The sequence below is a fragment of the Streptomyces sp. SD31 genome, from assembly GCF_052068475.1.
Taxonomy (GTDB): Bacteria; Actinomycetota; Actinomycetes; order Streptomycetales; family Streptomycetaceae; genus Streptomyces.
This window is the reverse complement of sequence record NZ_JBQHCX010000004.1, coordinates 456,910-483,276: the sequence shown is the minus strand read 5'-3', so window position 1 is coordinate 483,276 and position 26,367 is coordinate 456,910. Positions and strand designations below refer to the sequence as shown.

The following is a 26,367-nucleotide window of genomic DNA, read 5'->3' as shown; positions in this document are numbered from 1 at the left end:
GACAACGAAGAATGTGGGCGGCCCTGTTGGCGGCGCTGCTCGTGGTGCTCGGACTGCAGGCGTTGCCCGCGACCGGACAGCCACAGCCCCAGCCTGAAGCAGCCGCCGAACAGGTGCTCACCTGGACCGCCGGTGACGACATCACCAAGTACACGACGGCACCGGCGACGGCCGTCGCCGGTGGGACGACGATCGTCTTCGAGAACAGCACGGCGACCGGCAACACCACCGGGATGCCGCACACGTTGACGTTCGACACCTCCGACCCGGAGTTCAACAACGACGTCCAGCTGAACATCCTCGCCAACCCGAACGACGACCAGGGCGGCCGCCACACCGCCGAGGTCACACTCACCCCGGGTCGCTACCGCTACTACTGCACGATCCCCGGCCACGGGCAGATGCAGGGCATCCTCGTGGTGACCGAGGGCAGCGGCGAGGACACGACGGCGCCCGAGGCGACGGCCCACGTCAGCGGGGTGCAGAACGGGCAGGGGCAGTACGTCGGTTCGGCGAGCGTGGCGATCCACGCCACCGACGAGGCGGGCGGCTCCGGCGTCGACCGCGTCGAGTACGCGGTCGGTGACGCGGGCGCCTGGCAGCCGTACACCTCCCCGATCGTCGTCGATCAGGTCGGTGACCACAGGATCCGCTACCGCGCCTTGGACAAGGCGGGGAACGTCTCTGCGGAGAAGAGCGTCGCGTTCACGGTGGTGCCACCGCCGACCGACGACACCACCGCACCGGAGACCTCGGCGACGGTCAGCGGCGAGCAGAACCCCGACGGCACGTACGTCGACATGGCGACCGTCACCGTCTCCGCCTCCGACACCGGTTCCGGCGTCAACACCATCGAGTACGCGATCGGCTCCGGCGCCTGGCAGCCGTACACCGCGCCCGTGATGGTGCACGAGGTCGGCAGCCACACGGTGCGCTACCGGGCCACCGACAAGGCGGGGAACGTCGCGGCCGAGAAGAACGTGCAGTTCACGGTCGTGGCGGCGCCCCAGCCGGACACGACCCCGCCGGTGACCGGCGTGAGTGTCGAGGGCACGAAGAACTCCGACGGGGCGTACATCGGCAACGCCAAGGTGACCGTCACGGCGACCGACGAGCACCACGGCTCGGGTGTCGACCGGATCGAGTACTCGATCGACGGCGGGCCGTACCTCGCGTACGGCGCCCCGGTGGTCGTCGACCGCGCGGGCACGCACACCCTCGCCTACCGGGCGACGGACAAGGCCGGCAACACGTCCGCGGCCCGCACGGTGACCTTCACGGTGGTGTCGAGCCAGGTCCCCGCACCCAACTGCCCTGAGTTCGACGAGCGGTTGACGGTGATCGTCGGCACCGTCGACTCGGGTGTCCCGAACCGGATCACCAACAACCGGTGCCGGATCAACGAGTTGATCGAGGACGAGAAGGAGTGGACGTCCCACGCGCTGTTCCTCAAGCACGTGACGACCGTCCTCGACCAGCTCCTGAAGGACGGGGTCGTCGACCAGCGCGAGTACGACGCCATCCGCAAGGCCGCCCGTCAGTCCGGGATCGGCACGCCAGGGCAGACCGAGGGCTACCGCACGATCCTCGACGGCAGCGCGGAATCGTTCGCCAAGTGGCAGCAGGTGGGCGGCGGTTCGTTCGCGCCGAACGGCGACGGGACGATCACCAGTGGGACCACCAAGCCCGGCCTTGGCATGCTGTGGTTCCCGGAGCGCAAGTACGGCGACTTCTCGCTCCGGCTCCAGTGGCGTGACGACGCCCCGGGCACCGGCAACGCCAACTCCGGCGTCTTCGTCCGCTTCCCGTGGGTCCACGACCACCCCGAGGAGTCACGTCCCGAGTGGGTCGCCATCAAGTACGGGCACGAGGTGCAGGTGCTCGACCGGCCGGACGGCGACATGTACAAGACGGGGTCGATCTACGGCTTCGACCGGGTGGGCCTCGCCGGTGCCGGCGTCACCCAGAAGGGCACTTGGAACGACTACGAGATCCGCGTGGTCGACCAGCACTACTCGGTCTACCGCAACGGCGTGCTGATCAACGAGTTCGACAACATCGGCGGCCAGGACTTCGTCCCGCCCCGCTCGGACGACCCGGGCACGGACGGGCGACGGTTCGCCTCCGGGTACATCGGGCTCCAGGTGCACGGCACGACGGATGTGGTCTCGTACCGGGACATCCGGATCAAGGAACTGTAGGTTCCGGCGGCGTCTCCTCGGCAGGCGCCGCCTTCTTGGCCCGGCTCGGCTGTACCCGCTTGGGCTCCCCCGGCATCTTCGGATACTCGGGCGGGTACGGCAGATCGCCGAGTCCATGGTCGTGTTCGTCCTTGTTGGCCAGCTCCAGCAGCGCGTCCAGCGAGAAGCGGTGGTCGTCCATGTCCGCGTGCACGTCGCCGAGTTCGGCGAAGCGCGCGGGCATGGTGGCGATGTCGAAGTCCTGGGGGCGGGCCTCGCCGACCTCCTCCCAGCGCAGGGGGGCCGAGACCGGGGCGTGCGGGCGTGGCCGTACGGAATAGGCCGAGGCGATCGTGCGGTCGCGTGCCGTCTGGTTGTAGTCGATGAAGATGCGCTCGCCCCGTTCCTCCTTCCACCACTTGATCGTCACCTGCTCCGGCATCCGGCGTTCCAGCTCCCGCCCCACCGCGATGGCGGCGCGCCGGACCTGGGTGAAGGTCCAGCGCGGCTCGATGGGCACGAAGACGTGCAGGCCGCGGCCGCCGGAGGTCTTGGGCCAGCCGCGCAGGCCGCCGAACTCGTCGAGGATGGCGCGCAGTTCGTGGGCGGCGCGGACGGCGTCGTCGTAGTCGGTGCCGGGCTGGGGGTCCAGGTCGATGCGGAGTTCGTCGGGGCTGTCCACGTCGTCGCGGCGGACCGGCCAGGGGTGGAAGGTGAGCGTGCCGTACTGGGCGGCCCACAGGACGGCGGCCTCCTCGGTGGGGCACATCTCGTCGGCGCTGCGGCCGCTGGGGAAGGTGATGTGGGCGGTGGGGATCCAGTCGGGCATGTTCTTCGGTGCCCGCTTCTGGAAGAACCACTCGCCGGTGACGCCGTCCGGGTAGCGCTCCAGGGTGGTGGGACGGTCGCGCAGGGCGCGCAGGATGCCGGGGCCGACGGCGATGTAGTAGCGGGCGAGGTCCAGCTTGGTGAAGCCGCGCTCGGGGAAGAAGACCTTGCCCGGGTTGGACAGGCGAACGGTCCGGCCGCCCGCTTCCAGTTCCACCGCTTCGCCCATGCGAGCCACGGTAGGCGGACCGGGCACACCTCGCACACCGGGCGGCAGCAGTCGTATGCGAGCAGAATCGACAGCATGGACCTGCCGGTGATGCCGCCCGTGAAGCCGATGCTCGCCAAGTCGGTGGCGAAGATCCCGCCGGGCATGCAGTACGAGGCGAAGTGGGACGGGTTCCGGGCGATCGTGTTCCGCGACCGGGACGAGGTCGAGCTGGGCAGCCGTACCGGAAAGCCGTTGACCAGGTACTTTCCCGAGCTGGCGGCGGGGCTGAAGGAGCGGTTGCCCGAGCGGTGTGTGCTGGACGGGGAGATCGTGATCGCGCGGGAGGGGCGGCTGGACTTCGACGCGCTCACCGAGCGCATCCACCCGGCCGACTCCCGGGTGCGGATGCTGGCCGAGAAGACCCCGGCGTCGTTCGTGGCCTTCGACCTGCTGGCGCTGGCGGACGAGTCGCTGCTGCAGGTTCCGCTCGCGGACCGGCGGGCGATGCTCACCACGGCGCTGTCCGGGGTGACGGCACCGGTGCATGTGGCGCCGGCGACGACCGACATCGAGACGGCTCAGGGCTGGTTCGAGCAGTACGAGGGTGCCGGGCTGGACGGTGTCATCGCCAAGCCGCTCACCCTGCGCTACCTCCAGGACGAGCGGGCCATGTTCAAGATCAAGCACGAGCGGACCGCGGACGTCGTCGTCGCGGGGTACCGCCTCCACAAGAGCGGCCCGGTCGTGGGCTCCCTGCTGCTCGGGCTCTACGACGACCGGGGCGCCCTCCAGCACGTGGGCGTGTCGGCGGCGTTCCCCATGAAGCGGCGCGCCGAACTGGTCGAGGAGCTGGAGCCGCTGCGCATGGCGGACGTCGCGGGGCATCCCTGGGCGGCCTGGGCCGACGAGGCGGCTCACGAGTCGGCCCGGCTGCCGGGCGCGCCGAGCCGCTGGTCGGGCAAGAAGGACCTGTCCTGGGTACCGCTCCGACCGGAGTGGGTGGCCGAGGTGGCGTACGACCACATGGAGAACGGCGCGCGTTTCCGGCACACGGCCCGCTTCCGCCGCTGGCGGCCGGACCGCACCCCCGAGAGCTGCACCTACGCCCAGTTGGAGGAGCCGGTCCGCTACGACCTGGCGGAGATCTTCGCGCCACCGGCCTGACGTGAAGCCGACCTGAAGACTTCTGCAGCGGGGAGTCAGGGCTTCATCAGCACCTTGACCGCGCCTTCCTGCTTGCGCTGGAACATGTCGTACGCGTGCGGGGCGTCGCTCAGCGGCACGCGGTGGGTGGCGAAGTCGTCGACGCCGAGGGGATCCTCGTCCGTCAGATACGGCAGGATGTCGTCGCTCCAGCGGCGCACATTGGCCTGCCCCATCCGGATCTGGATCTGCTTGTCGAACAGGGTGAGCAGCGGTATCGGGTCCGCCATGCCGCCGTACACGCCGGACAGGGAGATCGTGCCGCCGCGCCGCACCAGGTCGATGGCGGTGTAGAGGGCGGCGAGCCGGTCGACGCTGAAGCGTTCGGCGAGCGGACCGCTCAGCTTGCGTGGCAGCATCGCCGAGGCCTGCTGGACCAACCGCGCGGCGGCGCTGCCATGTGCCTCGGTGCCGACCGCGTCGATGACGGCGTCGGGGCCGCGGCCGTCGGTCTGGTCGCGGATGGCGGTGACGAGTTCCTTCTCGTCGTCGAAGCTCCTCAGGTCGTACGTCTCGACACCCCGCTCACGTGCCCGCCGCAGCCGCTCGGGGACCAGGTCCACGCCGAACACCCGTCCGGCGCCCTGCACCTGGGCGACCCGGCAGGCCATGTCGCCAATGGGGCCGAGGCCGAGCACGGCGAGGCTGCCGCCCTCGGGGATCTCGGCGTAGCGAACCGCCTGCCAGGCGGTGGGCAGGACGTCGGAGAGATAGACGAACCGGTCGTCGGGCGGCCCTTCCGGGATCTTGATCGGGCCGAACTGCGCCTGCGGGACGCGCAGGTACTCGGCCTGGGCGCCCGGCACCGCGCCGTACAGCCGGGTGTAGCCGAACAGGGCGGCACCCATGCCCTCGCCGCTGACCTGGGTGGTCTCGCACTGGGTCGGCAGGCCGGTCAGGCACATCCAGCAGTTGCCGCAGGCGATCTGGAAGGGCACCACGACCCGGTCGCCGGCCTGCAGGTCCGGCACCCCGGCGCCGACTTCCTCGACGATGCCCATCGGCTCGTGACCGAGGATGTCCCCCGGGGTCATGAATGGCGTCAGTACCTCGTACAAGTGCAGGTCGGAGCCGCACAGCCCGGTGGACGTGATGCGGATGACCGCGTCCGTCGGCTCCTGGATCGTCGGATCGGGCACGTTCTCCACGCGCACGTCCCGCTTGCCCTGCCAGGTCACTGCCCTCATCGCCCCGCGCTCCCTCCGTCACGTGTGCGCGTCCGCTCGTGCGGTGGCCGCCCGGGTACCCCTGCGCTCCCGCACCGAACCGCTCGGACGGACCGGCGACATGCCCAACTGGCCGACCGGGCTGCCGGAACCGGTCAGATATGGCCTCGCACGGACGGACAGGAATGGCATCCCATGAACGGATAAGTACACAATCTGACTACACGGACTGGCCGGACAGGGCGGGTGGCTGCGGGTGACGAAGGTGAGCAGGCGACGAGGGGCGCACAAGAGACGCGCCACGACCATGGCGGGGCTGCTGGCCGCCGCACTGACCGCTTCCCTGGCGGTCGGCTGCACGACGTCCGACGGTCCACGCGACGACGGCCGCGGCCGGGAGCGCCCGCCGTCGCCAGGGGCGAGCGAGAGCCGCGTGAACGGCGCGTCGGTGCTCGCCGTGAAGATCGACAACGTCCGCGCCGCCCGGCCCCACACGGGCCTGAACGCCGCTGACATCGTGTACGTCGAACAGGTCGAGGCCGGGCTGAGCCGCCTGCTGGCGGTCTACGCGCAGAAACTGCCGGAGGTCATCGGACCGGTGCGCAGCGCACGCGAGAGCGATCTGGAGCTACTGGGCCAGTTCAACCGGCCGACGCTCGCCTTCTCCGGTGCGCAGGGCAAGCTGCTGCCGCTGATCGACAAGGCTCCGCTGCAGGCGAAGCCGCCCGAGAAGGCGGCCGGTGCGTACTTCCGCGGCACGGACAGGCCCTCGCCGCACAACCTCTATCTGCGACCCGGCCGGCTGATGTCCTCCGCCCCGGGCACCTCCGTCCTGACGACCGGCTTCCGCTTCGGTGCAGCCCCCGCGGGCGGCATTCCGGAGACCTCGCGGACGGTGCGCTTCCCGGCGGCCCGGTTCACCTTCACCTGGTCCGGCAGCCAGGACCGCTGGCTGGTCGCCATGGACGGCAAGGCCGCCAGGACGACGGACGGGCAGCGGGTGACGGCCGGCACGGTCGTCGTGCAGTACGTGAAGGTACGCAGGTCCGCCTTCCACGACTCGGCCGGCAACTACACGCCGTACACCGAGACCGTGGGCGCCGGGAGGGCGGCGGTGCTGCGCGACGGGCACGTGTACCACGTCAACTGGAAGCGCCCGCAGGCCACGGACGGCACCACGTTCACGACCGACGACGGCAAGCCGATGAACTTCCAGCACGGCCAGGTGTGGGTGGTGTTCGCGAAGGCGTCCTGAGCATTCCGTCAGCGTTGTGCGGCGAGGGGCTCCGCCGGGTTGCGGAGGCCCTCGGCCGCGTCCGCGACCCGGCGGATCAGGTCGAAGAACAGCGTCTGCTCCCCGGCGGAGAGGGGGGCCAGGAAGACCTGGTTCATCCGGGCGGTGCGGACGGTCAGCTTCTTGTGCGTGCGCAGCCCGTCGTCCGTCAGGCGCAGCAGGGAGCGGCGGCCGTCCTGGGGGTCGCGGACCTTGTCGAGCAGCCCGCGGCGGCCGAGCCGGCTGATCACCTCGGCGATCGTGGACCGGTCGAGCCCCACCCGTTCCCCCACCGTGCGCTGGTCCAGGCCCGGCTCGGCGACGAGCACGTTGAGGACGGCGAACTGCGGTGAGGTGATCTCCTCGGAGACCATCGTGTTCCACAGCAGGTAGTGCGCCTGCTGGAGCCGCCGGGCGAGGTGCCCGGGGTGGGTGGTGAGGTCCACCGCGGCCATGTGCGCTCCCGAGGTCGAATTCGTTGGTGTACTGAACGATAACCGCACCCACCCACCCCTGTCTCCATCACTAACCTTCACGTGACCTGCATCAACTCCGAGGCCTTGACGCCCGGCCGCTCCAGTGGCAGCGTGAGGGAAACCTCGCTGAAATACTCAGTGCCCTGAGTAATTGGAGAGATGGGGCTTACGGATGGACAAGGTGGTCGCCACCGCCGCTGAGGCAGTGGCCGATGTGCCCGAGGGCGCTTCGCTCGCGGTGGGCGGTTTCGGGCTGAGTGGTGTGCCGAACGTGCTCATCCAGGCCCTGTACGACAAGGGCACCGGCTCACTGTCGGTGGTCTCCAACAACTGCGGGGCGATGGACTCCGGCCTCGCGGTCCTGCTCGCGGCCGGGCGGATCGCCCGCGTGACCGGCTCCTACATCGGCGCCAACAAGGAGTTCGCCCGCCAGTACCTGGCCGGTGAGCTGGAGGTGGAGATGATCCCGCAGGGCACGCTCGCCGAGCGGCTGCGGGCGGGCGGCGCCGGGATCCCCGCGTTCTTCACGCCGGCCGGGGTGGGTACCCAGGTCGCGGACGGCGGGCTTCCCTGGCGCTACGACGGCCAGGGCGGCGTCGCGCTCGCCTCGCCGCCGAAGGAGGTGCGGGAGTTCGACGGCGTGGAGTACGTGCTGGAGCGGGGCATCCGTACCGACTTCGCGCTCGTGCGGGCGGCGAAGGGCGACCGGCACGGGAACCTGGTGTTCAACAAGTCCACCCGGAACTTCAACCCCCTCGCCGCCATGGCGGGGCGGGTGACGATCGCCGAGGTGGAGGAACTGGTGGAGCCCGGCGACCTCGACCCGGACGCGGTGCATCTGCCGGGCATCTTCGTGCAGCGGGTCATCGCGCTCACCCCGGAGCAGGCGGCGGACAAGCGGATCGAACGGCGCACGATTTCCGCGCCCGCAGCACAAGGGACGGTGGGCCAGTAATGGCGTGGACGCGGGAAGAGATGGCCGCGCGGGCCGCACACGAGCTCGAGGACGGGCAGTACGTCAACCTCGGCATCGGGCTGCCCACGCTGATCCCGAACTATCTGCCCGAGGGCGTGGAGGTGATCCTGGAGTCCGAGAACGGCATCCTCGGCACCGGCCCCTACCCCACCGACGACCAGGTCGACCCCGATCTGATCAACGCGGGCAAGGAGACCGTCACGGTGCTGCCGGGGGCGTCCTTCTTCGACTCGGCCCTGTCGTTCTCGATGATCCGGGGCGGGCACATCGATGTCGCCGTGCTGGGCGCGATGCAGGTGTCCGAGGCCGGTGATCTGGCGAACTGGGCCATCCCCGGCAAGATGATCACCGGGATCGGCGGGGCGATGGACCTGGTCCACGGGGCCCGCACGGTCATCGTGGTGATGACCCACACCGCCAAGGACGGCAGCCCGAAGATCCTCACCGAGTGCGCGCTGCCGCTCACCGGCAAGGCCTGCGTGAACCGGATCATCACCGACCTGGGCGTGATCGACGTGACACCGGACGGGCTGCTGCTCGTCGAGACCGCGCCCGGCGTGGCCGTCGACGAGATCGTCGCCAAGACCGACGCCAAGCTGACGATCGCGGAGGGCCTGCTGTGAACCGGAACCCGGTGTACATCGTCGACGCGGTCCGCACCCCGGTCGGCCGCTACAACGGCGCCCTCGCCTCCGTCCGCCCGGACGACCTCGGCGCCCACGCCATCCGTGAACTCCTCGCCCGCACCCCGGAGTTGGATCCGTCCCGGATCGAGGACGTCTACTTCGGCAACGCCAACGGCGCCGGCGAGGAGAACCGCAACGTCGGCCGCATGGCAGCCCTCCTCGCCGGGCTCCCCACGTCCGTGCCCGGCGTGACCGTCAACCGCCTGTGCGCCTCCGGCCTCGAAGCGGTCATCCAGGCGGCCCGCGCCATCGCGGTCGGGGACGCCTCCATCGCCGTGGCCGGCGGGGTCGAGTCGATGACGAGGGCGCCGTATGTGCTGCCCAAGTCGGACCGGCCGTTCCCGGCCGGGCACGCCGAGCTGTACTCCACCACCCTGGGCTGGCGCATGGTCAACCCGAGGATGGAACCGCAGTGGACCGTCCCGCTCGGCGAGAGCGCGGAGCTCATCGCGGAGAAGCACAAGATCAGCCGGGAGCAGCAGGACGAGTTCGCGCTCGCCTCGCACCAGAAGGCCGCGCGGGCCCAGCAGGCGGGCCTGTTCGACGCCGAACTCGCCCCCGTCCCGATCCCGCAGCGCAAGGGCGACCCGGTCCTCTTCGCCGCCGACGAGTCCGTCCGCGCCGACGCCTCCCTCGCGGCGATGGCCAAGCTCAAGCCCTCTTTCCGCACCTTGGAGGGGACCGTCACGGCGGGCAACGCCTCCCCCCTCAACGACGGCGCCGCCGCCCTGCTGCTGGTCGACGAGGAGGGCCTGAGGGCCACCGGCCGCGAACCCCTCGCCCGGGTCAGTGCCACCGGCGTGCACGCCCTCGACCCGCACTACTTCGGCCTCGCCCCCGTCGAGGCCGTCAACCGCGCCCTCACCAAGGCCGGCCGGACCTTCGCCGACCTGGACGTCCTCGAACTCAACGAAGCCTTCGCCGCCCAGGTCCTGGGCTGCGTCGCCGAATGGCCCGAGTTCGACCCGCAGCTCCTCAACCCGCAGGGCGGCGCCATCGCCCTCGGCCACCCACTCGGCGCCTCCGGCGCCCGCCTCGCCGGCACCGTCGCCCACCAACTCGCCCGCAAGGGCAGCGGAACCGGCGTCGCCACCCTCTGCATCGGCGTCGGCCAGGGCCTCGCCCTCGTCCTGGAGCGCTAAGAACCCCCGAGGAACCCTCATGACTCTCACGCAACACGACATCGACCAGGAGATCGCGGCCGAGCACGCCGCGTACGAGAAGCGGGTCGCCGACGGGGCCCCCGTCGAGCACCAGCCGCGGCGCGACTACGCGCCCTACCGCTCCTCGGTCCTGCGCCACCCCAAGCAGCCGCCGATCGCGATCGACGTCACCAAGGACCCGGAGCTGGTGGAGCTGTCCTCCCCCGCCTTCGGTGAGCGGGACATCACCGAGATCGACAACGACCTCACCCGGCAGCACAACGGCGAGCCGATCGGTGAGCGCATCACCGTCTCCGGCCGCCTCCTGGACCGCGACGGCCGCCCGATCCGCGGCCAGCTCATCGAGATCTGGCAGGCGAACTCGGCCGGCCGCTACGCCCACCAGCGCGAGCAGCACGACGCCCCGCTCGACCCGAACTTCACCGGTGTCGGCCGCACGCTGACCGACGACAGCGGCTTCTACGAGTTCACCACCATCCAGCCGGGCCCGTACCCGTGGAGCCAGCACGTCAACGCCTGGCGGCCGGCGCACATCCACTTCTCGCTCTTCGGCACGGCGTTCACCCAGCGGCTCGTGACGCAGATGTACTTCCCGAACGACCCGCTGTTCCCGTACGACCCGATCATCCAGTCGGTGACGGACGACGCGGCCCGGCAGCGGCTGGTCGCGACCTACGACCACAGCCTGTCGGTGCCGGAGTTCTCGATGGGCTACCACTGGGACATCGTGCTCGACGGCCCGAACGCCACCTGGATCGAAGAAGGACGCTGACCTGCCATGACGAAGATCGACACGAGCCGTCCGGAGACCGTGCTCCCCACCCCGTCGCACACGGTCGGCCCCTTCTACGGCCATGCCCTGCCCTTCCCCGGCGGCGGCGACATCGCCCCGATCGGCCACCCCGACACGATCGCGCTCCAGGGGTACGTCCACGACGGCGAGGGCAACCCGCTGCCGGACGCGTTCGTGGAGCTGTGGGGTCCCGACCCGGACGGCAACCTGTCGCGGGTCGACGGCTCGATGCGGCGCGACCCGGCGAGCGGTGGCTTCCTGGGCCGCAACGGCGTGGAGTTCACCGGCTGGGGCCGGATCCAGACGGACGCGGGCGGCCACTGGAGCGCGCGGACGCTGCGTCCCGGGGCGCGCGGGCAGAGCGCGCCGTACATCAGCGTGTGCGTCTTCGCGCGCGGGCTGCTGGTGCATCTGTTCACCCGGATCTACCTGCCGGGCGACGAGGCGGCGCTCGCCGCGGATCCCCTGCTCTCCCGGGTGGATCCGGCGCGACGCGGCACGCTGATCGCCGAGGAGCAGGGCAACGGCACCTACCGTTTCGACATCCGCCTTCAGGGCGAGGGCGAGACGGTCTTCCTGGAGTTCCAGTGACTTCTGCCGATTCCGACGCCGGCCTGCTCGCCCCCGGGTGGGCCTGCTCCCCCGCCGCCTCCGCGACCACCGACGGCGCCTACCTCCAGGCGCTGCTCGACGCGGAGGCCGCACTGACCCGGGTTCAGGCCCGTCTGGGTCTCGCCCCGGACGGGGCAGCCGACGCGGTGACCGAGGCGGCCCACGTGGACCGCTTCGACGTACGGTCCCTCGCCGAGCGTGCGCGTGGCGGCGGCAACCCCGTCATCCCCCTGGTCGCCGACCTCACCGAGGCGGTCGGCGAGGAGTACGGCCCGTACGTGCACCGGGGCGCGACCAGCCAGGACATCCTGGACACGGCGACGATGCTGGTGGCGACCCGCACGCTCGACCTCATGCTGGCGGACCTCCACCGCGTCCAGCGGGCACTGGCCCGGCTGGCCTCCGAGCACCGGGACACCGCGCTGCCGGGACGGACGCTGACCCAACATGCCGTGCCGACGACGTTCGGGCTGAAGGCGGCCGGGTGGCGCTCGCTGGTGCTGGACGCGCGGGACCGGCTCATCGAGGTACGAGACGACCTCCCTGCCCAACTCGGCGGTGCGGCCGGGACATTGGCGGCTTTCACTGCGTACGGCGCCCAGAACACCGTCGCCCTCTCGACGGCCTTCGCCCGGGAGCTGGGCCTCGATGCGCCGCTCCTCCCCTGGCACACCCTGCGCACACCGATCGCCGATCTCGCCGGCTGCCTGGCCTTCACGGCCGGGGCACTCGGCAAGATCGCCACCGATGTCCTCACCCTCGCCCGTACCGAGATCGCCGAGCTGGCGGAGGGCAGCGGGGGCGGTTCGTCGGCCATGCCGCACAAGGCCAACCCGGTACGGTCCACGCTGGTCGCGGCCGCCGCCCGGCGGGCGCCGCAGCTCGCGGCCACGCTGTACGGCTCGATGGTCGCAGAGGACGAGCGGCCGGCCGGGGCCTGGCACGCCGAGTGGGAGCCGCTCAGGGACCTGCTCCGGCTGGTCGGCGGCGCGGCCCACGACGCCGCCGAACTGGTCGAAGGGCTGCGGGTGAACGCGGAGGCCATGCGGGAACACCTTGACCTCACCCACGGGTTGGTGGTCTCCGAGCGGTTGTCCGCCGAGCTGGCGCCGGTGCTGGGTCGGGCCCGCGCCAAGGCGCTGCTCACGAAGCTCGCGAAACGCGCGTACTCCGAGGGGCTGTCCTTGGCCGAACTGCTCGCCGAGGAGCCGGAGTTGAAGGACGTGGACCTCGACCGGCTCACCGACCCCGCCCGTTACACCGGCTCCGCCGGAGCCCTCACCGACCGTGCTCTGGAGCGACGTTGACGAACCAAGTCCTCAACCACCGCGCCGAAGGGCCCACTTCCGCACCCCCGTTGCTGCTCGGACCCTCGCTCGGCACCTCGTACGCCCTGTGGGACAAGGTCGCGCCCGAGCTGTCGATCACCCATCGGGTGGTCCGCTGGGACCTGCCGGGGCACGGCGGCTCGGCGGCCGGTCTGATCGGGGCGGGCGCGACGGTGGGTGACCTCGCCGACCTGGTTCTCGCGCTCGCCGACTCGCTCGGCGTCGAACGGTTCGCGTACGCGGGGGTGTCGCTGGGCGGTGCGGTGGGGCTGCACCTCGCCGTGCACCATCCGCAGCGGGTCTCCTCGCTGGCCGTGATCTGTTCGTCGGCGCACTTCAACGGCTCGAAGCCGTGGGAGGAGCGAGCCGCGCTGGTACGGCGGGAAGGCCTGGCCGGGTTGGCGGAGAGCGCGAACGCGCGATGGTTCACACCCGGGTTCACCGTGCCGGAGCTGGTCGCCGACCATCAAAACGCCGATCCGGACGCGTACGCCGCCTGCTGTGACGCGCTGGCCGCGTTCGATCTGCGGGACGAGCTGCCGTCCATCACCGCACCCTCGCTGCTGATCGCCGGGCGCGACGATCCGGCGACCCCGCCCGCGCACCTGCGGGAGATCGCCGACGCCGTGCCCGGTGCCGCGCTCGTCGAGATCCCGGGGGCCTCGCACCTGGCGCCCGCCCAGTGTCCGGAGGCTGTGCTGACGGCGCTGCGGGCGCACTTCGACGGAGCGGCCGGGGGCGCCAAGCGGGGCATGGAGGTGCGGCGCGAGGTGCTCGGCGACGCCCATGTCGACCGGGCACAGGCCCGGCAGACCGCGTTCACCGCGCGCTTCCAGGACTTCATCTCGCGCTACGCCTGGGGCGAGATCTGGACCGACCCGACGCTCACCCGACGCGAGCGCAGCATGATCACCCTGACGGCGCTGGTCGCGCACGGCCACTACGACGAGCTGGCCATGCATGTGCGGGCGGCCCGGCGCAATGGGCTGACGCCGGAGGAGATCGGGGCCGTACTGCTGCAGACGGCCGTGTACTGCGGGGTTCCGGCGGCGAACTCGGCGTTCGCGGCGGCCCAGCGGGTGCTGGCGGAGGAGGAGCCCGGCGGCTGAGGGTGACCCTGGTGGTTGTAGCTTCAGCAGCACCTCGCACATGCCTCCACCGCGGGCCTACGGTGGAGGCATGTCGACCGTTCTGATCACCGGCGCCACCTCCGGGCTCGGCCGCCACCTCGCCTTCGAGCTGGTCCGTGCCGGGCATGTCGTGCTGGCACACGGGCGCGACGCCGGCCGTACGGAGAAGCTCGTCGAGGAGCTGCGGGCCGAAGGCGACGCCGAGGGGTTCGTCGCGGACCTGGCCTCGCTGGACCAGGTGCGGGAGCTGGGCGCGCATGTCGCCGACGCGCGTCCCGAGCTCGACGTGCTGGTCAACAACGCGGGCGTGGGCAGCGGACCACGCGGCGCCGGGCGGGAACTGAGCGCCGACGGACACGAACTCCGCCTGGCCGTCAACTACTTGGCGCCGGTCGCGCTGACCCGCGCCCTGCTGCCCGTGCTGCGCGCGAACGCGCCCGCGCGGGTCGTGAACGTCGGCTCGGCCGGCCAGGAGCCGCTCGACTTCGACGACCCCGAGCTGACCCGCGGCTACAGCGGTGTCTCGGCGTACTGCCGCAGCAAGTTCGCCCTCGCCGCCCATACCTTCACCCTCGCCGAGGAGCTGGCCGGCACCGGCATCTCGGTGAACGTCCTGCACCCGGCGACCTACATGGACACCACCATGGTCCGCGAGGCGGGCGTCACCCCCTGGAACACGGTCGCCGACGGCGCGACCGGTGTGCTGGCGCTGGCCACACAGGACGTCGGCACGGGCGGCTACTACGACGGAACCTCGCGGGCGCGGGCGCACGAGGAAACGTACGACCCGCAGGTACGAGCACGGCTGGCAACGGTCACCGAGCAGCTGCTCAAGATCTGACCGATCTTTCGTCGTTCGTCTGCGGGTGCATCGTGGCTGGTCGCGCCCACGCGGCGGAGCCGCAGATCGACACAGCCCCGCGCCCCTAGGGCACTGCGGCCAACGCCACCTCCGCCTGTGCCACCAACCCGTCCGCGCCGCACGACCTCGCCAGCGTCAATCCCCGCTGCAGCTCAGCCGACGAGCGGGCAGCAATGCCGTACTCGACGCGCGCGGCGGCGTGTTCGTACTGGCAGGGCGAAGCCTCGAGATACGCGACGGCCTGTTCCGCGAGGCGTACCGCACGCTGCCCGGTCTCCAACGCGGCGGCGCACCGCAGGGCCTCGCCGATCGCGGTGTCGGTGCCGAAGCGCTCGGCATGCCGGCGGGCGTCGGTGGCGAGCCGGACGGCGCGCGCCGGGTCCACGCTCGCGAGGGCACGGGCCAGGTCAACGGCCCAGGGGGCCAGCACCGGGTTGTGGTGGCCGCGGACGGCTGCCGCCTTCCCCGCCTCCTCCAGTGCGTTGATGCCCTCCTGGGTGCGGCCGACCGCGAGGAGCAGGCGGCCGCGGACCGAGGGCGGGTCCGGCAGCAGGATGGTGGACGGGTAGGGCGGGGCGAAGCCGTACTGCTCGGCGATCTCCCAGGCCTCGTCCACATGACCGCGGGCGAGCAGCGTGTCGACGAGGTTGCATGTGGTGGACCAGTGCAGGGGCAGCCGTCGGCCGACCCGCTCGGCGAACTCCAGCGACTGACGCAGCGACGCCTCGGCCTCGCGCAGCCGGCCGCGCCTGCGGTGGCCGAGTCCGACATAGGCATGGCCGAGGGCGAGGTGACCGCCGCGCCAGCCGGCCGACTGCCACGTGCGCAGGGCGTCCATGTACAGGGCCTCGGCCCGGTCGAGCCGGTCCGTGTAGGCGTACGCGTTGGCCAGCATCATGATGATCTCGGGACCCCACTCGGTGTCGGTCCAGCCGAGTCCCGGTGCGAGGCGGCCGTTGACGAGCGCGCGGTCGCACACCTCGACGACCTCCTCGGCGTTCTCGCCGCGGGCCATGGCATCGAAGCCGCGCAGCATGAGCAGGGCACGCTCGGAGTTGTCCCGGCCGGTGCAGGCACGGGCGAGTTCGGCGAGTCGTTCCCGGAGGTTCGGCGATGTCGTCTCGCCCGCGTGGACGCTCTCCCACATGTACTGCACGGCCTGGAGCCGCATTTTGGCGGGGCCCGGCTGGTGCCGGGCGGCCTCCGCCTCGACCGTGCGGACCGCCTCCGCCAACTGGTCGTTGTGCAGCAGTGCTTGGGAGAGGCGGCAGACGGCGTCGACGCGCTCGCCGCCGTCCAGGCCGGGCATGGCGAGCGCGGTCTGGAGGTGGTCGACGGTGGTGGCCGGCGCGGTGAGCAGGGTGGCGCAGCCGAGTTCGTACAGCACGCGCGCGTGGACGTCGGGTACGGGCGGTTCCAGCAGGGCGCGCTCCAGGCAGCGGCGGGCCGCGTCGGGGGCGCCGACGGCGAGGTGTTCACGGGCCGCCTCGCGCAGCTGCTCGACGAGTTCCTCGTCGTTGTCCGGGTGGACCTCCAGGAGGTGGCGGGCGGCGACCGCGGCTCCGCGTCCGTTGTCGGTGACGACGCGGGCGGCGATGCCGTGCATGGCGGTGCGCAGGGCGTCGGGGATGGAGTCGTAGACGGCGGAGGCGATCAGTGGGTGGACGAACTGCAGGTCGCCGTCGTCCGCCTGCGGGTTGGCGGCGTCGGGCACGGTGAGGATGCGGGCGGTGCGCAGCAGTTCGGCGCACCGCCCGGCTTCCTCGGTGCTCATCTGGGCCAGCTCCGCCACCAGGTCCACGGTGATCTCGGTGCCGAGGATGACGGCCGCCCAGGCGAACCGGGTGGCCTCGACGCCGAGGCCCTTGAGCCTGGTGACGAGGCCGCCGCCGCGCGCCGCGCGGTTCAGGGCGCGCAGTTCACCGGCCGCGGACTCGGTCGGCTCGAACTCGCTGTCCTGCACCTTGGCGAGGAGTTCGACGGTCTCGTACGGGTTGCCGCCGGTGACGGCCCAGACCTCGCGGCAGAACGGGTCGTCGGCATGCGCACCCAGGGTGGCACGGGTGAGACCGGCGGTCGCGTCCGGGGTGAGGGCGCTCAGGTTGGCGACGGAGCAGCCCGCTGCGGCGATCGCGTCGAGGGGGCGAGCGCTGTCGCCGCTGACCTCGCCGGGGCGGCGGGCGACCACGACCAGGACGTTCTGTTCGCCGAGGCGTTCGGCGAACGCGGCGAGCCAGCGCAGGGTCTCCTGGTCGGCCCAGTGGGCGTCGTCGATCAGCAGCACGAGCGGCCAGTCGCGTCGGGCCAGCCTGCGCACGGCGGCCACCAGACCGTCGCACACGCCCTGCGGGTCGGCCTGGCGTTCGCCTGGATCCGCTATGCCGAGGGCGGGCCCGGCGATGTCGTACCAGTCGCCGAGGTACTCGCGCGCCTCTTCCGGCATCAGCGACATCAGGGCGGGCTGCAGCAACTGCCGTACCACGTTGAAGGGAACGGAACTCAGGGTCTCGCTGCCGCGGGCGGACCACACCGTGCAGCCGCGTGCCTCGGCGATACGGCGCGTCCACGCCAGCAGTGCGGTCTTGCCGAGTCCGGCCTCGCCCCGCAGTACCAGGAGGCTGCCCGAGGAGGACTGGTCGGCGCACAGGGTGTCGAGCGCCCGCTCGACGGCGGCGAGTTCCTGGTCGCGCTCCCACAGGGAAGCCGAGGCGGCCTGGGTGGGCCGGACCTGCGTCATCCCGCTACCTCCCCGAGTCGCCCGAACGACGTACCGACGTCGAGCGTAGCTTTCCTGCTGCCCAAGTGGAGGCCGCTCGGGGCACCTGTTGCCGTGACGGGTGACGGCGGATGCGGGCAGGCGACGCGCGGGGCCCGCGACCTGCGCTTGCGGACGTCGAAACCGTCAACAGGCCACGGATCTCGCCAACTCCATCGATTGGGCCCCCGGGCACGCCGTACGACGACGTGCTGCGGGAGGTGCTCGCGGCGGCCGTCCGGGCGGACCGTGAACTGTGCGACGGGTGGGCCGAGTTGGTCGCCGACTTCCGACCGCGCGACATCGCCGCCGGCGAGCAGGGCGTGCCCGACGCGGCGGCGACGGGTTCAGCGGTGGGCGGCTTGCGTACGACGTGGACGGGGGCGCCGGGCGGTCGCGGCAGTGTCCACGAGCCGCTGGTGCTACGGCTGCTGGAGGAGCCGTACTAGGCGCTGCCGCGCCACGAAGGAGGCGTACGCCTTCGCCGTGCTGGGGTTTCTGTCCGCGCACGGACTGCCCGGCACGGATCCGGCGGCCACCGGCGCCCGGCACGCGCGCGTGCTCGGTTCGATCACCCCGGGCCGGGACGGGCCGCGGCTGCCGCCGCCCGCTCGGGAGCGGCCCGTTCGGCTCGTCCTCGAGTGACTCGGAGTGGATCCTCTCATCCGACTTTCACCGAGGCCTCATACGGTGGACCCATGACGCAGGTGACTCCTCCCGGCTGGTATCCCGACCCGGGCCAGAAAAGTGACGGTCCGCCCACCGAGCGCTGGTGGGACGGCAAGGCATGGACGGACCAGGTCCGGCCCGCGGGAGCGGCCGACATATGGGGTCCTCCGGATCAATTGTCGACCGAGGGAGGCCATCCGATCTATCCGGTGCATCCGGGTTATCCCGGCCAACCGCAGTCGGGCGGGCGGCGCGGCCTGCGCACCGGCATAGCCGTGGGAGTGGCCGCGGTGGTCCTCGCGAGCATAGGCGTCGGCGTGTACGCGCTGACCGCGGACGACGGCTCGGGCAGCGGCACCGCCAACTCCCAGCAGCAGGGCGGTCAGGGGGGCCAGGGCGGGCCCGGCGGCGGTCAGGGCGGGCCCTTCGGGGACTCCGGCGGCGGCAACGGCGGTTCCGGCGGGCAGTCTCCGTCCCCCGACCAGTCCGAGGCGCCCCGGGTGGAGAGCGGTTCGGTGACCGACCCGGTCAGCGGGATCAGCATCGGCATCCCGGACGGCTGGTACGGCCAGCAGATCAACTGGGGCGCGCAGGTGGCGTCGAACGAGACATACAAGTGCCCCTCCGACACCTCCCAGACCTGCATGAAGGGCGGCGCCTACTCGGCGCCCGCGCTCGCGCTCCGCACCAAGGGCGACACGGCCGAGGAGGTCGCCAAGGCGGACATCGCGGCGAATGCCGAGGAGTCGTACGGCAAGGGATACGGGGAGATCACCTCGCACGAGGTGCTGGCCTCCAAGGCAGTGACCGTGGCCGGGCAGAAGGGCTATCTGGTCCGCTGGAAGGCGGTCACGAGCAAGGGCGCCGACGGCTATGTGCAGTCGCTCGCCTTCCCCTCGCCCGTCAGTGAGCAGCAGATCGTCGTGGTCCGCATCGGTGTCGACGCCGGAGAACAGGCGGTCATCGACAAGATCACCAAGGGCATCAAGGTGTCCACCGGGGGTGGCAACGGCCAGGACATCTGAGCCGCTCTTGTTCTCGGATCCTGTTCTCGGATCTTGTTTTCAGATCCTGTTCTCGGATCGGATCTTGTTCTCGGACAAGAAGCGGCCGGGTGGGGCGCCCCTCCGCTCAAGGGGAACCCCACCCGGCCGGGGGGTGCGCGCCGCCCCCGTCCCCACGGTGCGGCGCGGAACAGGTCACCGTCCAGTCATCCCGTGGACGGCGGCCTGAGTCTCAGGTCAGGCCGAGCGCCGGCAGTACGGCGGCCCGCACGAACCGGACGATGTAGTCGGGGTCTGCGTCCTGGCCCTCCAGGACGGGACGTGCCCGCAGCACGCCGAAGATCTGCGCCGGGATGTACTCCAGCGCTGGATGGTCGGCGGCGACCTCCCCCCGCTCGACTCCGCGCCGCAGGATGTCCCGCAGCGCGTCGAGTTCGGGGTCGATGAGCGCCTCGCGCAGGGCCTGCTGGAGTTCCGGGTCCTGCATGACGGCGTGGCCGAGCGCCTGGAAGAGCCGGGTGTCCTTGCCCGACCACGCGCCGGCGGCCCGGGCGGCCTCGCACAGGTCGCCCGCGAGCGTGCCGGTGTCGATGCCGTCGAAGCGGGTCCGTCGGCTGGCGCGCAGGGCGGCCGCCACGAACTGCGGCTTCGTCTTCCACTGCCGGTAGAGCGTGGACTTGCTGCAGCGCGTGCTGGCGGCGACGCCCTCCATGGTGACGGAGTCGTAGCCGCACGCGCGGATCTGTTCGAGCACGGCGTCGAAGAACTCCTGCTCACGCTCGGGCGTGATCTTGGAGCGGCGCGAGGCGGCGACCGTCTCCGGTCCGTCCGCGGCCTGCGACGTCATCGGACTCTTCTCCTCACTCTGTGCGGCGGCCTCGCGGTGTGCGGGAGGCCGCGCTTCCAGTGTGTCGTACGTCTATCGAAACGCCACTGTACCGGAACGCTCCCGTATCGGTACAGTGGCGTATCGGTACAGGGGCGTTTCGGTACGTCGACGTATCGATGAGTGGCACTACAGCACCGCCCCGCACCACCCAGCACCGCCCAGCACCACCCAGCACCGCCCAGCACCACCCAGCACCACCCAGCACCACCCACCGTCAGCGAAAGGGCCGGGGGAATGAATGGCCACACCGAGCCTCCTCGGGCGAAGACCGACGCGACAGCCCGGCCCCCGCTCGTCCGGGAGCTCCTGCTCGTCGTAGGGCTCTTCCTCGTCTACAAGTTCGGCCGGCAGCTCGCCACGGGCCACACCGCCGAGGCCTTCCGCAACGCGGACCGGGTGTGGGACCTGGAACGAGCCGTCCATCTGCCCGGCGAGGGTTCGGTGCAGAACCTGCTGCTGCACGGCGACACGCTCATCCACCTCGCGAACACCTACTACGCGACCGTCCACTTCCCGGCCACCGCGGCCTTCCTGATCTGGCTCTACCTGCGGCGCCCCGCGCACTACGTCTGGACCCGCCGTGTCCTCGCCGCGGTCACCGCCGCCGCCCTGGTGGTGCATCTGACGCTCCCGCTCGCCCCGCCACGCATGCTCGCCGTGACCGGCCTGATCGACACCGGACAGGTCTACGGCCCCTCCGTGTACGGCTCGCCCGAGACCGACCACCTCTCCAACCAGTTCGCGGCGATGCCGTCGCTGCACTTCGGCTGGGCCCTGATGGTGGCGATCGGCCTGATCGTGGCGACCCGGTCGCGATGGCGGTGGCTGTGGCTGCTGCACCCGCTGGTGACGCTGCTGGTCATCGTGGGCACGGCCAACCACTACTGGCTCGACGCGATCGTGGCGACGGCCATGCTCGGCATCGCGCTCGCGGTGATCCCCGTGCCGCAGCGCACAACGACTACGGCCGGACGCGGCGCCGACAAGCTCGTCCCGGCGGCCCGGGACGAGGAAGCCGCACTCGTGGGAGCGGGCCGATGAACGCCACCCTTCTCGCCGTCGTCCTGTCCCTGTTCTCCGCCGCCGCCTACGCCGCCGCGGCCGTCGCCCAGGAGCGACTGGCCTCCCAAGCGCCGGGATCGGGCACGCTGCGGCTGCTGGGCTCCGGCGCCTGGTGGGGATCGGTCCTGCTCAACGGCTCCGGCGCGCTGCTGCACGTGGTGGCCCTCAAGTACGGCCCCTTGACCGTCGTACAGCCGCTCGGCGCGCTCACCCTGGTGGCCGCGGTGCCGCTGGGCGCGCGCATAGCGGGGCGGCGGGTCGGCGCGGTCGAGTGGCGGGGTACCGCGCTGACGCTCGTCGGCCTGGCCGCGATCCTCGTCACGGCGTCGGGGCACGCGCCCGACGAGGTACTGAGCACGTCCGAGGCGCTGGCGGTGGCCGCGGTGACGGTGACGCTGATCGGCATGCTGTCGCGGCCGGGCGCCCGGCCGGGGCTGCGGCACGCGGCCGCGTCCGGCTTCGCCTCCGGGGTGGCCTCGGCGCTGACGCAGACCGTGACGGTGGCCATGACCGACCACTCCGCCCCGCTGCTCAGCCTCCAGGTGGCCGGGGTGGCGCTGCTGGTCGCGGCCCTCGCGGCGAGCGGGCTGCTGCTGTCCCAGACCGCCTACCGGGGCGGCCTCGGCGCCCCGCTCGCGGTGGTGACGCTGGCGAACCCGCTGGCTGCCGCGGTGATCGGGCTCGTCCTCCTCGGCGAGCGGTTGCAGGGCGGCGCGGTCGGTGTCCTGCTGGCGCTGGCCGGGGCGGGGCTGGCGTCCTGGGGCGTGGTGCTGCTCACCCGAGCGACACCCGAACCCGCCCTCCCCACCCCCGACCCGGATGTCGCGTCCTCCCACGAGAGCGACGACGAGCACCCCGTGGCAGCCGTACTGGCCCTGAAGCCCGAGTCGGCGGCGCAGGAACCGGCGTTGATGCCCCGGCAACCGCAGCCGGGGCACCTCACACCGCTCTGATCCGAGCGATCCGTCCGTCGCGGCCGGTCACTCGGTGATGATCGCCGGGTCGCTCACACCCGGCCGCCCGTTCTCCACGTGCCCGGCGAACCGCCGCAGGAATGCCGGGTCGGCGTCGGAGGTGACGGTCAGGTCGTACCAGCGCCGGCTCACCGCCAGGTCGACGGTGCGCCGCACCGTGGCGCCGGGCCGCACCGTCACCGTCGTGGGGCGAGGGCCGTACCCGTTGGCGAGCTTCAGCCGCACCGTGGCGGTGCCCTTGTTGGTGAAGGTCAGCTCGATGTCGTCGCCGGCGTGCCGGGCGGTGACCTCGGGACCGGCCGCCTTGTTCGAGCCCTTGAACCAGCGCACGAAGCCGGCCGGGCCGTGCACGGTCAGGTCGTACGAGCCGTTCGAGTACGTCGAGTTCCAGGTGTCGGCGATGGTCCTGCCGGCCTCGGTGGTGTACGTCCAGGGGCCGTCGGTGCGGTTGCCGGACGTCACGTGGAAAGCGGCCCCGGCCCTGGCGCCCGAGGCGAAGGCCAGTGTGAACTTGCCGGCCGCCGCGTCGACGGAACCGTCCACGTACGGGGCGTACTTGAGCGGCCGGGAGGGGCGCAGGCCGCGCTCCTGTCCGGGCATGTCCGGGTCGGCCGGCGGCGTCGGCTTGTAGTCGGGGTGACGCTCGCGGTCCTGCGGCTCGTACTCGTCGGTCCCCGGCAGCGCGGCCGGGCGGCTGTCCTTGCGGGCGAAGTCGAAGGCCGAGGTCAGGTCGCCGCAGATGGCCCGGCGCCACGGGGAGATGTTCGTCTCCTTGACGCCGAACCGGCGCTCCATGAACTGGAGGATCGAGGTGTGGTCGAGAGTCTCGGAGCAGACGTAACCACCCTTGCTCCACGGCGAGACGACCAGCATCGGCACGCGCGGACCGAGGCCGTAGGGGCCGGCCGGGCGCTTGCTGTCGCCCGGGTAGAGGTCGAGGGAGACGTCGACGGTGGACTTGCCCCGGGAGGCGTCCTTCGGCGGGAGCGGCGGCACCACGTGGTCGAAGAAGCCGTCGTTCTCGTCGTACGTGATGAACAGGGCGGTCTTGGACCAGACCTCCGGGTTGGAGGTCAGCGCGTCCAGGACCTGGGCGATGTACCAGGCGCCGTAGTTCGAAGGCCAGTTGGAGTGCTCGGAGAAGGCCTCGGGGGCGGCGATCCAGGAGATCTGCGGCAGCTTGCCGGCCTTGACGTCGGCCTTCAGCCGGTCGAAGTAGCCGTCGCCGCTCTTGGCGTCCGTGCCGGTGCGGGCCTTGTCGTACCAGGGGTCGCCGGGCTTGGCGTTGCGGTACTTGTTGAAGTACAGCAGCGAGTTGTCGCCGTAGTTGCCCCGGTAGGCGTCCTCGATCCAGCCCCAGGAGCCGGCCGCGTCCAGGCCGTCGCCGATGTCCTGGTAGATCTTCCAGGAGATGCCGGCCTGCTCCAGTCGCTCGGGGTAGGTGGTCCAGCCGTAGCCGAGCTCGTCGTTGCCGAGGACCGGGCCGCCGCCCGTGCCGTCGTTGCCGGTGTAGCCCGTCCACATGTAGTAGCGGTTCGGGTCGGTGGAGCCGATGAACGAGCAGTGGTAGGCGTCGCAGACGGTGAACGCGTCGGCGAGGGCGTAGTGGAAGGGGATGTCCTCACGGGTCAGATACGCCATGGTCGTGGTGCCCTTGGCGGGGATCCACTGGTCGTACTTGCCGCCGTTGTAGGCCTGCTGGCCGTCGGTCCAGCCGTGCGGCAGGCCCTCCAGGAACTGCATGCCGAGGTCGTCGGCGTCCGGGTGGAACGGCAGGATGTCCTTGCTTCCGTTCGACTGATGCCAGATCGACTTGCCGTCGTCGTGCTTCACCGGGCGCGGGTCACCGAAGCCGCGGACGCCCCGCAGCTTGCCGAAGTAGTGGTCGAAGGAACGGTTCTCCTGCATCAGGACGACGATGTGCTCGACGTCCTCGATCGATCCCGTGCGGTGGTTCGCCGGGATCGCGGCCGCCCGCTGGATGCTGCTCGACAGAGCGGTGAAGGCCGTGGTCGCGCCCGCGAGTTGAAGAAATTTGCGGCGATTGACTTCGGGCATGAGTGAGGGACCTCTTCCCATCTAGGGTGGTTTGACCGCCGGCTGGTGACGGAAGCCGCGCGGAAGGAGTGTTCCAGGAGCACCAAACGTCAGGGAAGGGTCCGGTGGCGCTCGTGTGAAAGTCGTCGGTACGGGAGGTGTGCCGGGACCAGGGTGCGGGGATGGTCGCGATCATGACAGAGACGACGCGCACGGATTCCCCGCCGGCTGCACGGCCCGTACGCCAGCTCCTCGCCGCCTCCGTCGGCAACGCCGTGGAGTGGTACGACTGGTACGCCTACACGTTCCTCGCCACCTACATCGCGGCCGAGGTCTTCCCGAAGAGCGCGGACAACTCCCTGGTTCCGCTGCTGTCGACGTTCGCGGTCTTCGCGGTGGGCTTCTTCATGCGTCCGGTGGGCGGACTGCTCATGGGCGCGATCGCGGACCGGCGAGGGCGGCGCTCCGCGCTCACGGTCACCATCCTCCTCATGGGCGGCAGCAGCCTGCTGGTCGGCCTGACCCCGACGTACGAGACGGCCGGTGTCCTCGCTCCGGTGATCCTGGTCCTCGCCCGCCTCCTCCAAGGCCTGTCGGTGGGCGGTGAGTTCGCGGCGTCGACGACGTTCCTGGTCGAGTCGGCGGGGCCGGGCCGGCGCGGGCTGTTCTCCAGCTTCCAGTACGTGTCGACGACCGCCGGGCAGCTCGTGGCGTCCGGTATCGCGACGCTGCTGGTGGACACGTTGAGCGACGCGCAGATGAACGGCTGGGGCTGGCGGCTGCCCTTCGTCCTCGGTGCCGTACTCAGCCTGGTCGGCTTCTGGATCCGGCAGGGCGCGCAGGAGACGAGGAGCGCCGAGCAGCAACAGGGCCCGCGTCCCGGCCTGTTGGAGGCGCTGCGACGCCATCCCCGCCAGTCCCTGCTGATCTGCGGCATCACCGCGGGCGGCACGATCGCGTACTACACGTGGACGTCGTACCTGCCGACGTACGCGGAACTCAACGCGGGCATCGAGAAGTCGGACGCGCTGCTCGCGGGCACGATCTCGCTGGCCTTCTTCGGCCTGCTCCAGCCCCTCGGCGGCCTCCTCTCCGACCGCTTCGGCCGCCGCCCCCTCCTCCTCTTCTTCGGCCTGGGCTTCACCCTCCTCACCGTCCCCCTGCTGCACGCCCTGCACGACTCCTTCGCGGTGTTGCTGCTCGTCCAGTGCGCGGGCATGGTGCTGCTGACCGGGTTCACGTCGATCAGCGCGGCCGTGAACGCCGAGGTGTTTCCGCCGCGGGTGCGGGCGGCGGGCATCGGGTTCCCCTACTCGCTGACGGTCGCGATGTTCGGGGGTACGGCGCCGTACATCGGCACGCTGTTCAAGGAGCTCGGCCACGCGGACCTCTTCCCCTGGTACGTCGCCGCCCTCTGCCTCGGCTCGTCCCTCGTGTATCTACGGCTTCCCGAGACCGCCCACAAACCGCTGGAACGCTGATCCACCGGCGCAACGGCAGCACCGGACCGCCCGTCGACTCCGCAGACATCTGCCGACCTCTCCAGAGTTGGCAGGCCGGCGGTTCAACGAGGCCCGGCGATGGTGCCGCGTGCCACGAGCCGCGGGGTGAGGATCACCTCGCGGGGCTCGGTGCGCTCCTGCGAGCATGCCGGCGGTGCCGTCCACTTGGTAGCCGAGGTCGGCGGCGGCCTCCGACCCGCGCGGCCACGTCCTCCAGCCGGGGGCGCCTGTTTACGCCGTTGCGTCGGCGCCCGACCTCGCCCACCGATCGGGTGCGGGCCGATCGTGTTCCCCCATGGACGCGCCGGAGTCGAGGTACTCCCGCAACCACTGCTCCGTACTGCCCGGCGAGGATGCGGGGGGCGATCGGGGCACCCTGCGGCGGCCACGAACACAGCTGGTTCGGCCGCTTCATGAGCCCGACCACCCCGAGGACTGGGCGAGGTGAAGATGGTTGTCGTCGACGCCGGCCGACAGTCGTCCCGGGCAACCCGCAAGCGACGGGACCCAGTAGTTGAGCTTTCACCCACCCGGGTGAAATGATGGTAAGGCTTGCCTTATATGCTGACGCGGCCTTGCCGCCGAGTC

Annotated in this window: 23 protein-coding genes; 17 read left to right on the top strand and 6 right to left on the bottom strand. The window is 71.3% G+C overall.

Annotation, left to right across the window (positions count from 1 at the left end; all coding sequences use genetic code 11):
• The first annotated feature begins 11 nt into the window (after positions 1-11).
• A complete protein-coding gene (locus ACTMVF_RS11935; protein WP_441270963.1) occupies positions 12-2,201 on the top strand; it encodes an OmpL47-type beta-barrel domain-containing protein in 2,190 nt (729 codons plus the stop codon).
• On the opposite strand, the gene ligD is transcribed toward ACTMVF_RS11935, so the two are convergent.
• A complete protein-coding gene (gene ligD / locus ACTMVF_RS11930; protein WP_441270920.1) occupies positions 2,188-3,237 on the bottom strand; it encodes a non-homologous end-joining DNA ligase in 1,050 nt (349 codons plus the stop codon). The two genes, ACTMVF_RS11935 and ligD, sit on opposite strands and share 14 nt — an antisense overlap.
• Before the next feature lie 75 nt (positions 3,238-3,312).
• On the opposite strand from ligD, the gene ACTMVF_RS11925 reads away from it, so the two are divergent.
• Complete coding sequence (locus ACTMVF_RS11925; protein ID WP_441270919.1) at positions 3,313-4,383, top strand: ATP-dependent DNA ligase; 1,071 nt, start codon at positions 3,313-3,315, stop codon at positions 4,381-4,383.
• A 35-nt stretch (positions 4,384-4,418) separates the two neighbouring features.
• Here the strand turns inward: ACTMVF_RS11925 and ACTMVF_RS11920 are convergent, their stop codons facing one another.
• A complete protein-coding gene (locus ACTMVF_RS11920; RefSeq protein WP_441270918.1) occupies positions 4,419-5,609 on the bottom strand; it encodes a zinc-dependent alcohol dehydrogenase in 1,191 nt (396 codons plus the stop codon).
• 286 nt (positions 5,610-5,895) lie between these two features.
• Between ACTMVF_RS11920 and ACTMVF_RS11915 the strand changes: the two genes are divergently transcribed.
• The gene (locus ACTMVF_RS11915) at positions 5,896-6,843 is read left to right on the top strand and encodes a DUF3048 domain-containing protein (RefSeq protein ID WP_441270962.1); all 948 of its coding nucleotides are present in this window, start codon (positions 5,896-5,898) and stop codon (positions 6,841-6,843) included.
• An 8-nt stretch (positions 6,844-6,851) separates the two neighbouring features.
• On the opposite strand, the gene ACTMVF_RS11910 is transcribed toward ACTMVF_RS11915, so the two are convergent.
• On the bottom strand, positions 6,852-7,316 hold the full coding sequence (locus ACTMVF_RS11910) for a MarR family winged helix-turn-helix transcriptional regulator (protein WP_441270917.1): 465 nt from the start codon (positions 7,314-7,316) through the stop codon (positions 6,852-6,854).
• A gap of 193 nt (positions 7,317-7,509) precedes the next feature.
• Between ACTMVF_RS11910 and ACTMVF_RS11905 the strand changes: the two genes are divergently transcribed.
• From ACTMVF_RS11905 to ACTMVF_RS11870, 8 genes are all read left to right on the top strand, one after another.
• Positions 7,510-8,292: a CoA transferase subunit A gene (locus tag ACTMVF_RS11905; RefSeq protein WP_441270916.1), complete on the top strand. Its 783-nt coding sequence runs from the start codon at positions 7,510-7,512 to the stop codon at positions 8,290-8,292.
• A complete protein-coding gene (locus tag ACTMVF_RS11900) occupies positions 8,292-8,936 on the top strand; it encodes a CoA transferase subunit B (protein ID WP_441270915.1) in 645 nt (214 codons plus the stop codon). The genes ACTMVF_RS11905 and ACTMVF_RS11900 overlap by 1 nt, the downstream gene beginning before the upstream one ends.
• Positions 8,933-10,141, top strand: a complete 1,209-nt coding sequence (locus tag ACTMVF_RS11895; protein WP_441270914.1) for a thiolase family protein — start codon at positions 8,933-8,935, stop codon at positions 10,139-10,141. The genes ACTMVF_RS11900 and ACTMVF_RS11895 overlap by 4 nt, the downstream gene beginning before the upstream one ends.
• A 19-nt stretch (positions 10,142-10,160) precedes the next feature.
• Complete coding sequence (gene pcaH, locus ACTMVF_RS11890) at positions 10,161-10,934, top strand: protocatechuate 3,4-dioxygenase subunit beta (RefSeq protein ID WP_441270913.1); 774 nt, start codon at positions 10,161-10,163, stop codon at positions 10,932-10,934.
• A 6-nt stretch (positions 10,935-10,940) separates the two neighbouring features.
• Positions 10,941-11,546, top strand: a complete 606-nt coding sequence (pcaG, locus tag ACTMVF_RS11885) for a protocatechuate 3,4-dioxygenase subunit alpha (protein ID WP_441270912.1) — start codon at positions 10,941-10,943, stop codon at positions 11,544-11,546.
• A complete protein-coding gene (gene pcaB / locus ACTMVF_RS11880; protein WP_441270911.1) occupies positions 11,543-12,874 on the top strand; it encodes a 3-carboxy-cis,cis-muconate cycloisomerase in 1,332 nt (443 codons plus the stop codon). Before pcaG ends, pcaB begins: the two co-directional genes overlap by 4 nt.
• Complete coding sequence (pcaDC, locus tag ACTMVF_RS11875) at positions 12,871-14,004, top strand: bifunctional 3-oxoadipate enol-lactonase/4-carboxymuconolactone decarboxylase PcaDC (protein ID WP_441270910.1); 1,134 nt, start codon at positions 12,871-12,873, stop codon at positions 14,002-14,004. The genes pcaB and pcaDC overlap by 4 nt, the downstream gene beginning before the upstream one ends.
• Before the next feature lie 70 nt (positions 14,005-14,074).
• Entirely contained in the window at positions 14,075-14,866 is a 792-nt protein-coding gene (locus ACTMVF_RS11870) for an SDR family NAD(P)-dependent oxidoreductase (RefSeq protein WP_441270909.1), read from the top strand.
• An 85-nt stretch (positions 14,867-14,951) separates the two neighbouring features.
• On the opposite strand, the gene ACTMVF_RS11865 is transcribed toward ACTMVF_RS11870, so the two are convergent.
• The gene (locus tag ACTMVF_RS11865) at positions 14,952-17,624 is read right to left on the bottom strand and encodes an ATP-binding protein (RefSeq protein WP_441270908.1); all 2,673 of its coding nucleotides are present in this window, start codon (positions 17,622-17,624) and stop codon (positions 14,952-14,954) included.
• Between the two features lie 227 nt (positions 17,625-17,851).
• On the opposite strand from ACTMVF_RS11865, the gene ACTMVF_RS11860 reads away from it, so the two are divergent.
• From ACTMVF_RS11860 to ACTMVF_RS11850, 3 genes are read left to right on the top strand one after another with little or no spacing between them, the layout of a single operon-like run.
• The gene (locus ACTMVF_RS11860; protein ID WP_441270907.1) at positions 17,852-18,091 is read left to right on the top strand and encodes a hypothetical protein; all 240 of its coding nucleotides are present in this window, start codon (positions 17,852-17,854) and stop codon (positions 18,089-18,091) included.
• A 37-nt stretch (positions 18,092-18,128) separates the two neighbouring features.
• Positions 18,129-18,287: a hypothetical protein gene (locus ACTMVF_RS11855; protein ID WP_441270906.1), complete on the top strand. Its 159-nt coding sequence runs from the start codon at positions 18,129-18,131 to the stop codon at positions 18,285-18,287.
• Positions 18,288-18,340: 53 nt separating this feature from the next.
• Positions 18,341-19,336, top strand: a complete 996-nt coding sequence (locus ACTMVF_RS11850; RefSeq protein WP_441270905.1) for a DUF2510 domain-containing protein — start codon at positions 18,341-18,343, stop codon at positions 19,334-19,336.
• Positions 19,337-19,547: 211 nt separating this feature from the next.
• Here the strand turns inward: ACTMVF_RS11850 and ACTMVF_RS11845 are convergent, their stop codons facing one another.
• Positions 19,548-20,162, bottom strand: a complete 615-nt coding sequence (locus ACTMVF_RS11845) for a TetR/AcrR family transcriptional regulator C-terminal ligand-binding domain-containing protein (RefSeq protein ID WP_441270904.1) — start codon at positions 20,160-20,162, stop codon at positions 19,548-19,550.
• Between the two features lie 276 nt (positions 20,163-20,438).
• Between ACTMVF_RS11845 and ACTMVF_RS11840 the strand changes: the two genes are divergently transcribed.
• Together ACTMVF_RS11840 and ACTMVF_RS11835 are read left to right on the top strand one after the other, a co-directional pair.
• Complete coding sequence (locus ACTMVF_RS11840) at positions 20,439-21,245, top strand: phosphatase PAP2 family protein (RefSeq protein ID WP_441270903.1); 807 nt, start codon at positions 20,439-20,441, stop codon at positions 21,243-21,245.
• The gene (locus ACTMVF_RS11835) at positions 21,242-22,219 is read left to right on the top strand and encodes a DMT family transporter (RefSeq protein WP_441270902.1); all 978 of its coding nucleotides are present in this window, start codon (positions 21,242-21,244) and stop codon (positions 22,217-22,219) included. Before ACTMVF_RS11840 ends, ACTMVF_RS11835 begins: the two co-directional genes overlap by 4 nt.
• Before the next feature lie 27 nt (positions 22,220-22,246).
• Here the strand turns inward: ACTMVF_RS11835 and ACTMVF_RS11830 are convergent, their stop codons facing one another.
• Positions 22,247-24,298 carry a phosphocholine-specific phospholipase C gene (locus ACTMVF_RS11830; RefSeq protein ID WP_441270901.1) on the bottom strand — a complete coding sequence of 684 codons (2,052 nt, stop codon included), beginning with the start codon at positions 24,296-24,298 and terminating at the stop codon, positions 22,247-22,249.
• A gap of 161 nt (positions 24,299-24,459) precedes the next feature.
• Here ACTMVF_RS11830 and ACTMVF_RS11825 point away from each other — a divergent pair, with 161 nt between their 5' ends.
• Positions 24,460-25,758 carry an MFS transporter gene (locus tag ACTMVF_RS11825; protein WP_441270900.1) on the top strand — a complete coding sequence of 433 codons (1,299 nt, stop codon included), beginning with the start codon at positions 24,460-24,462 and terminating at the stop codon, positions 25,756-25,758.
• Positions 25,759-26,367 lie beyond the last annotated feature (609 nt).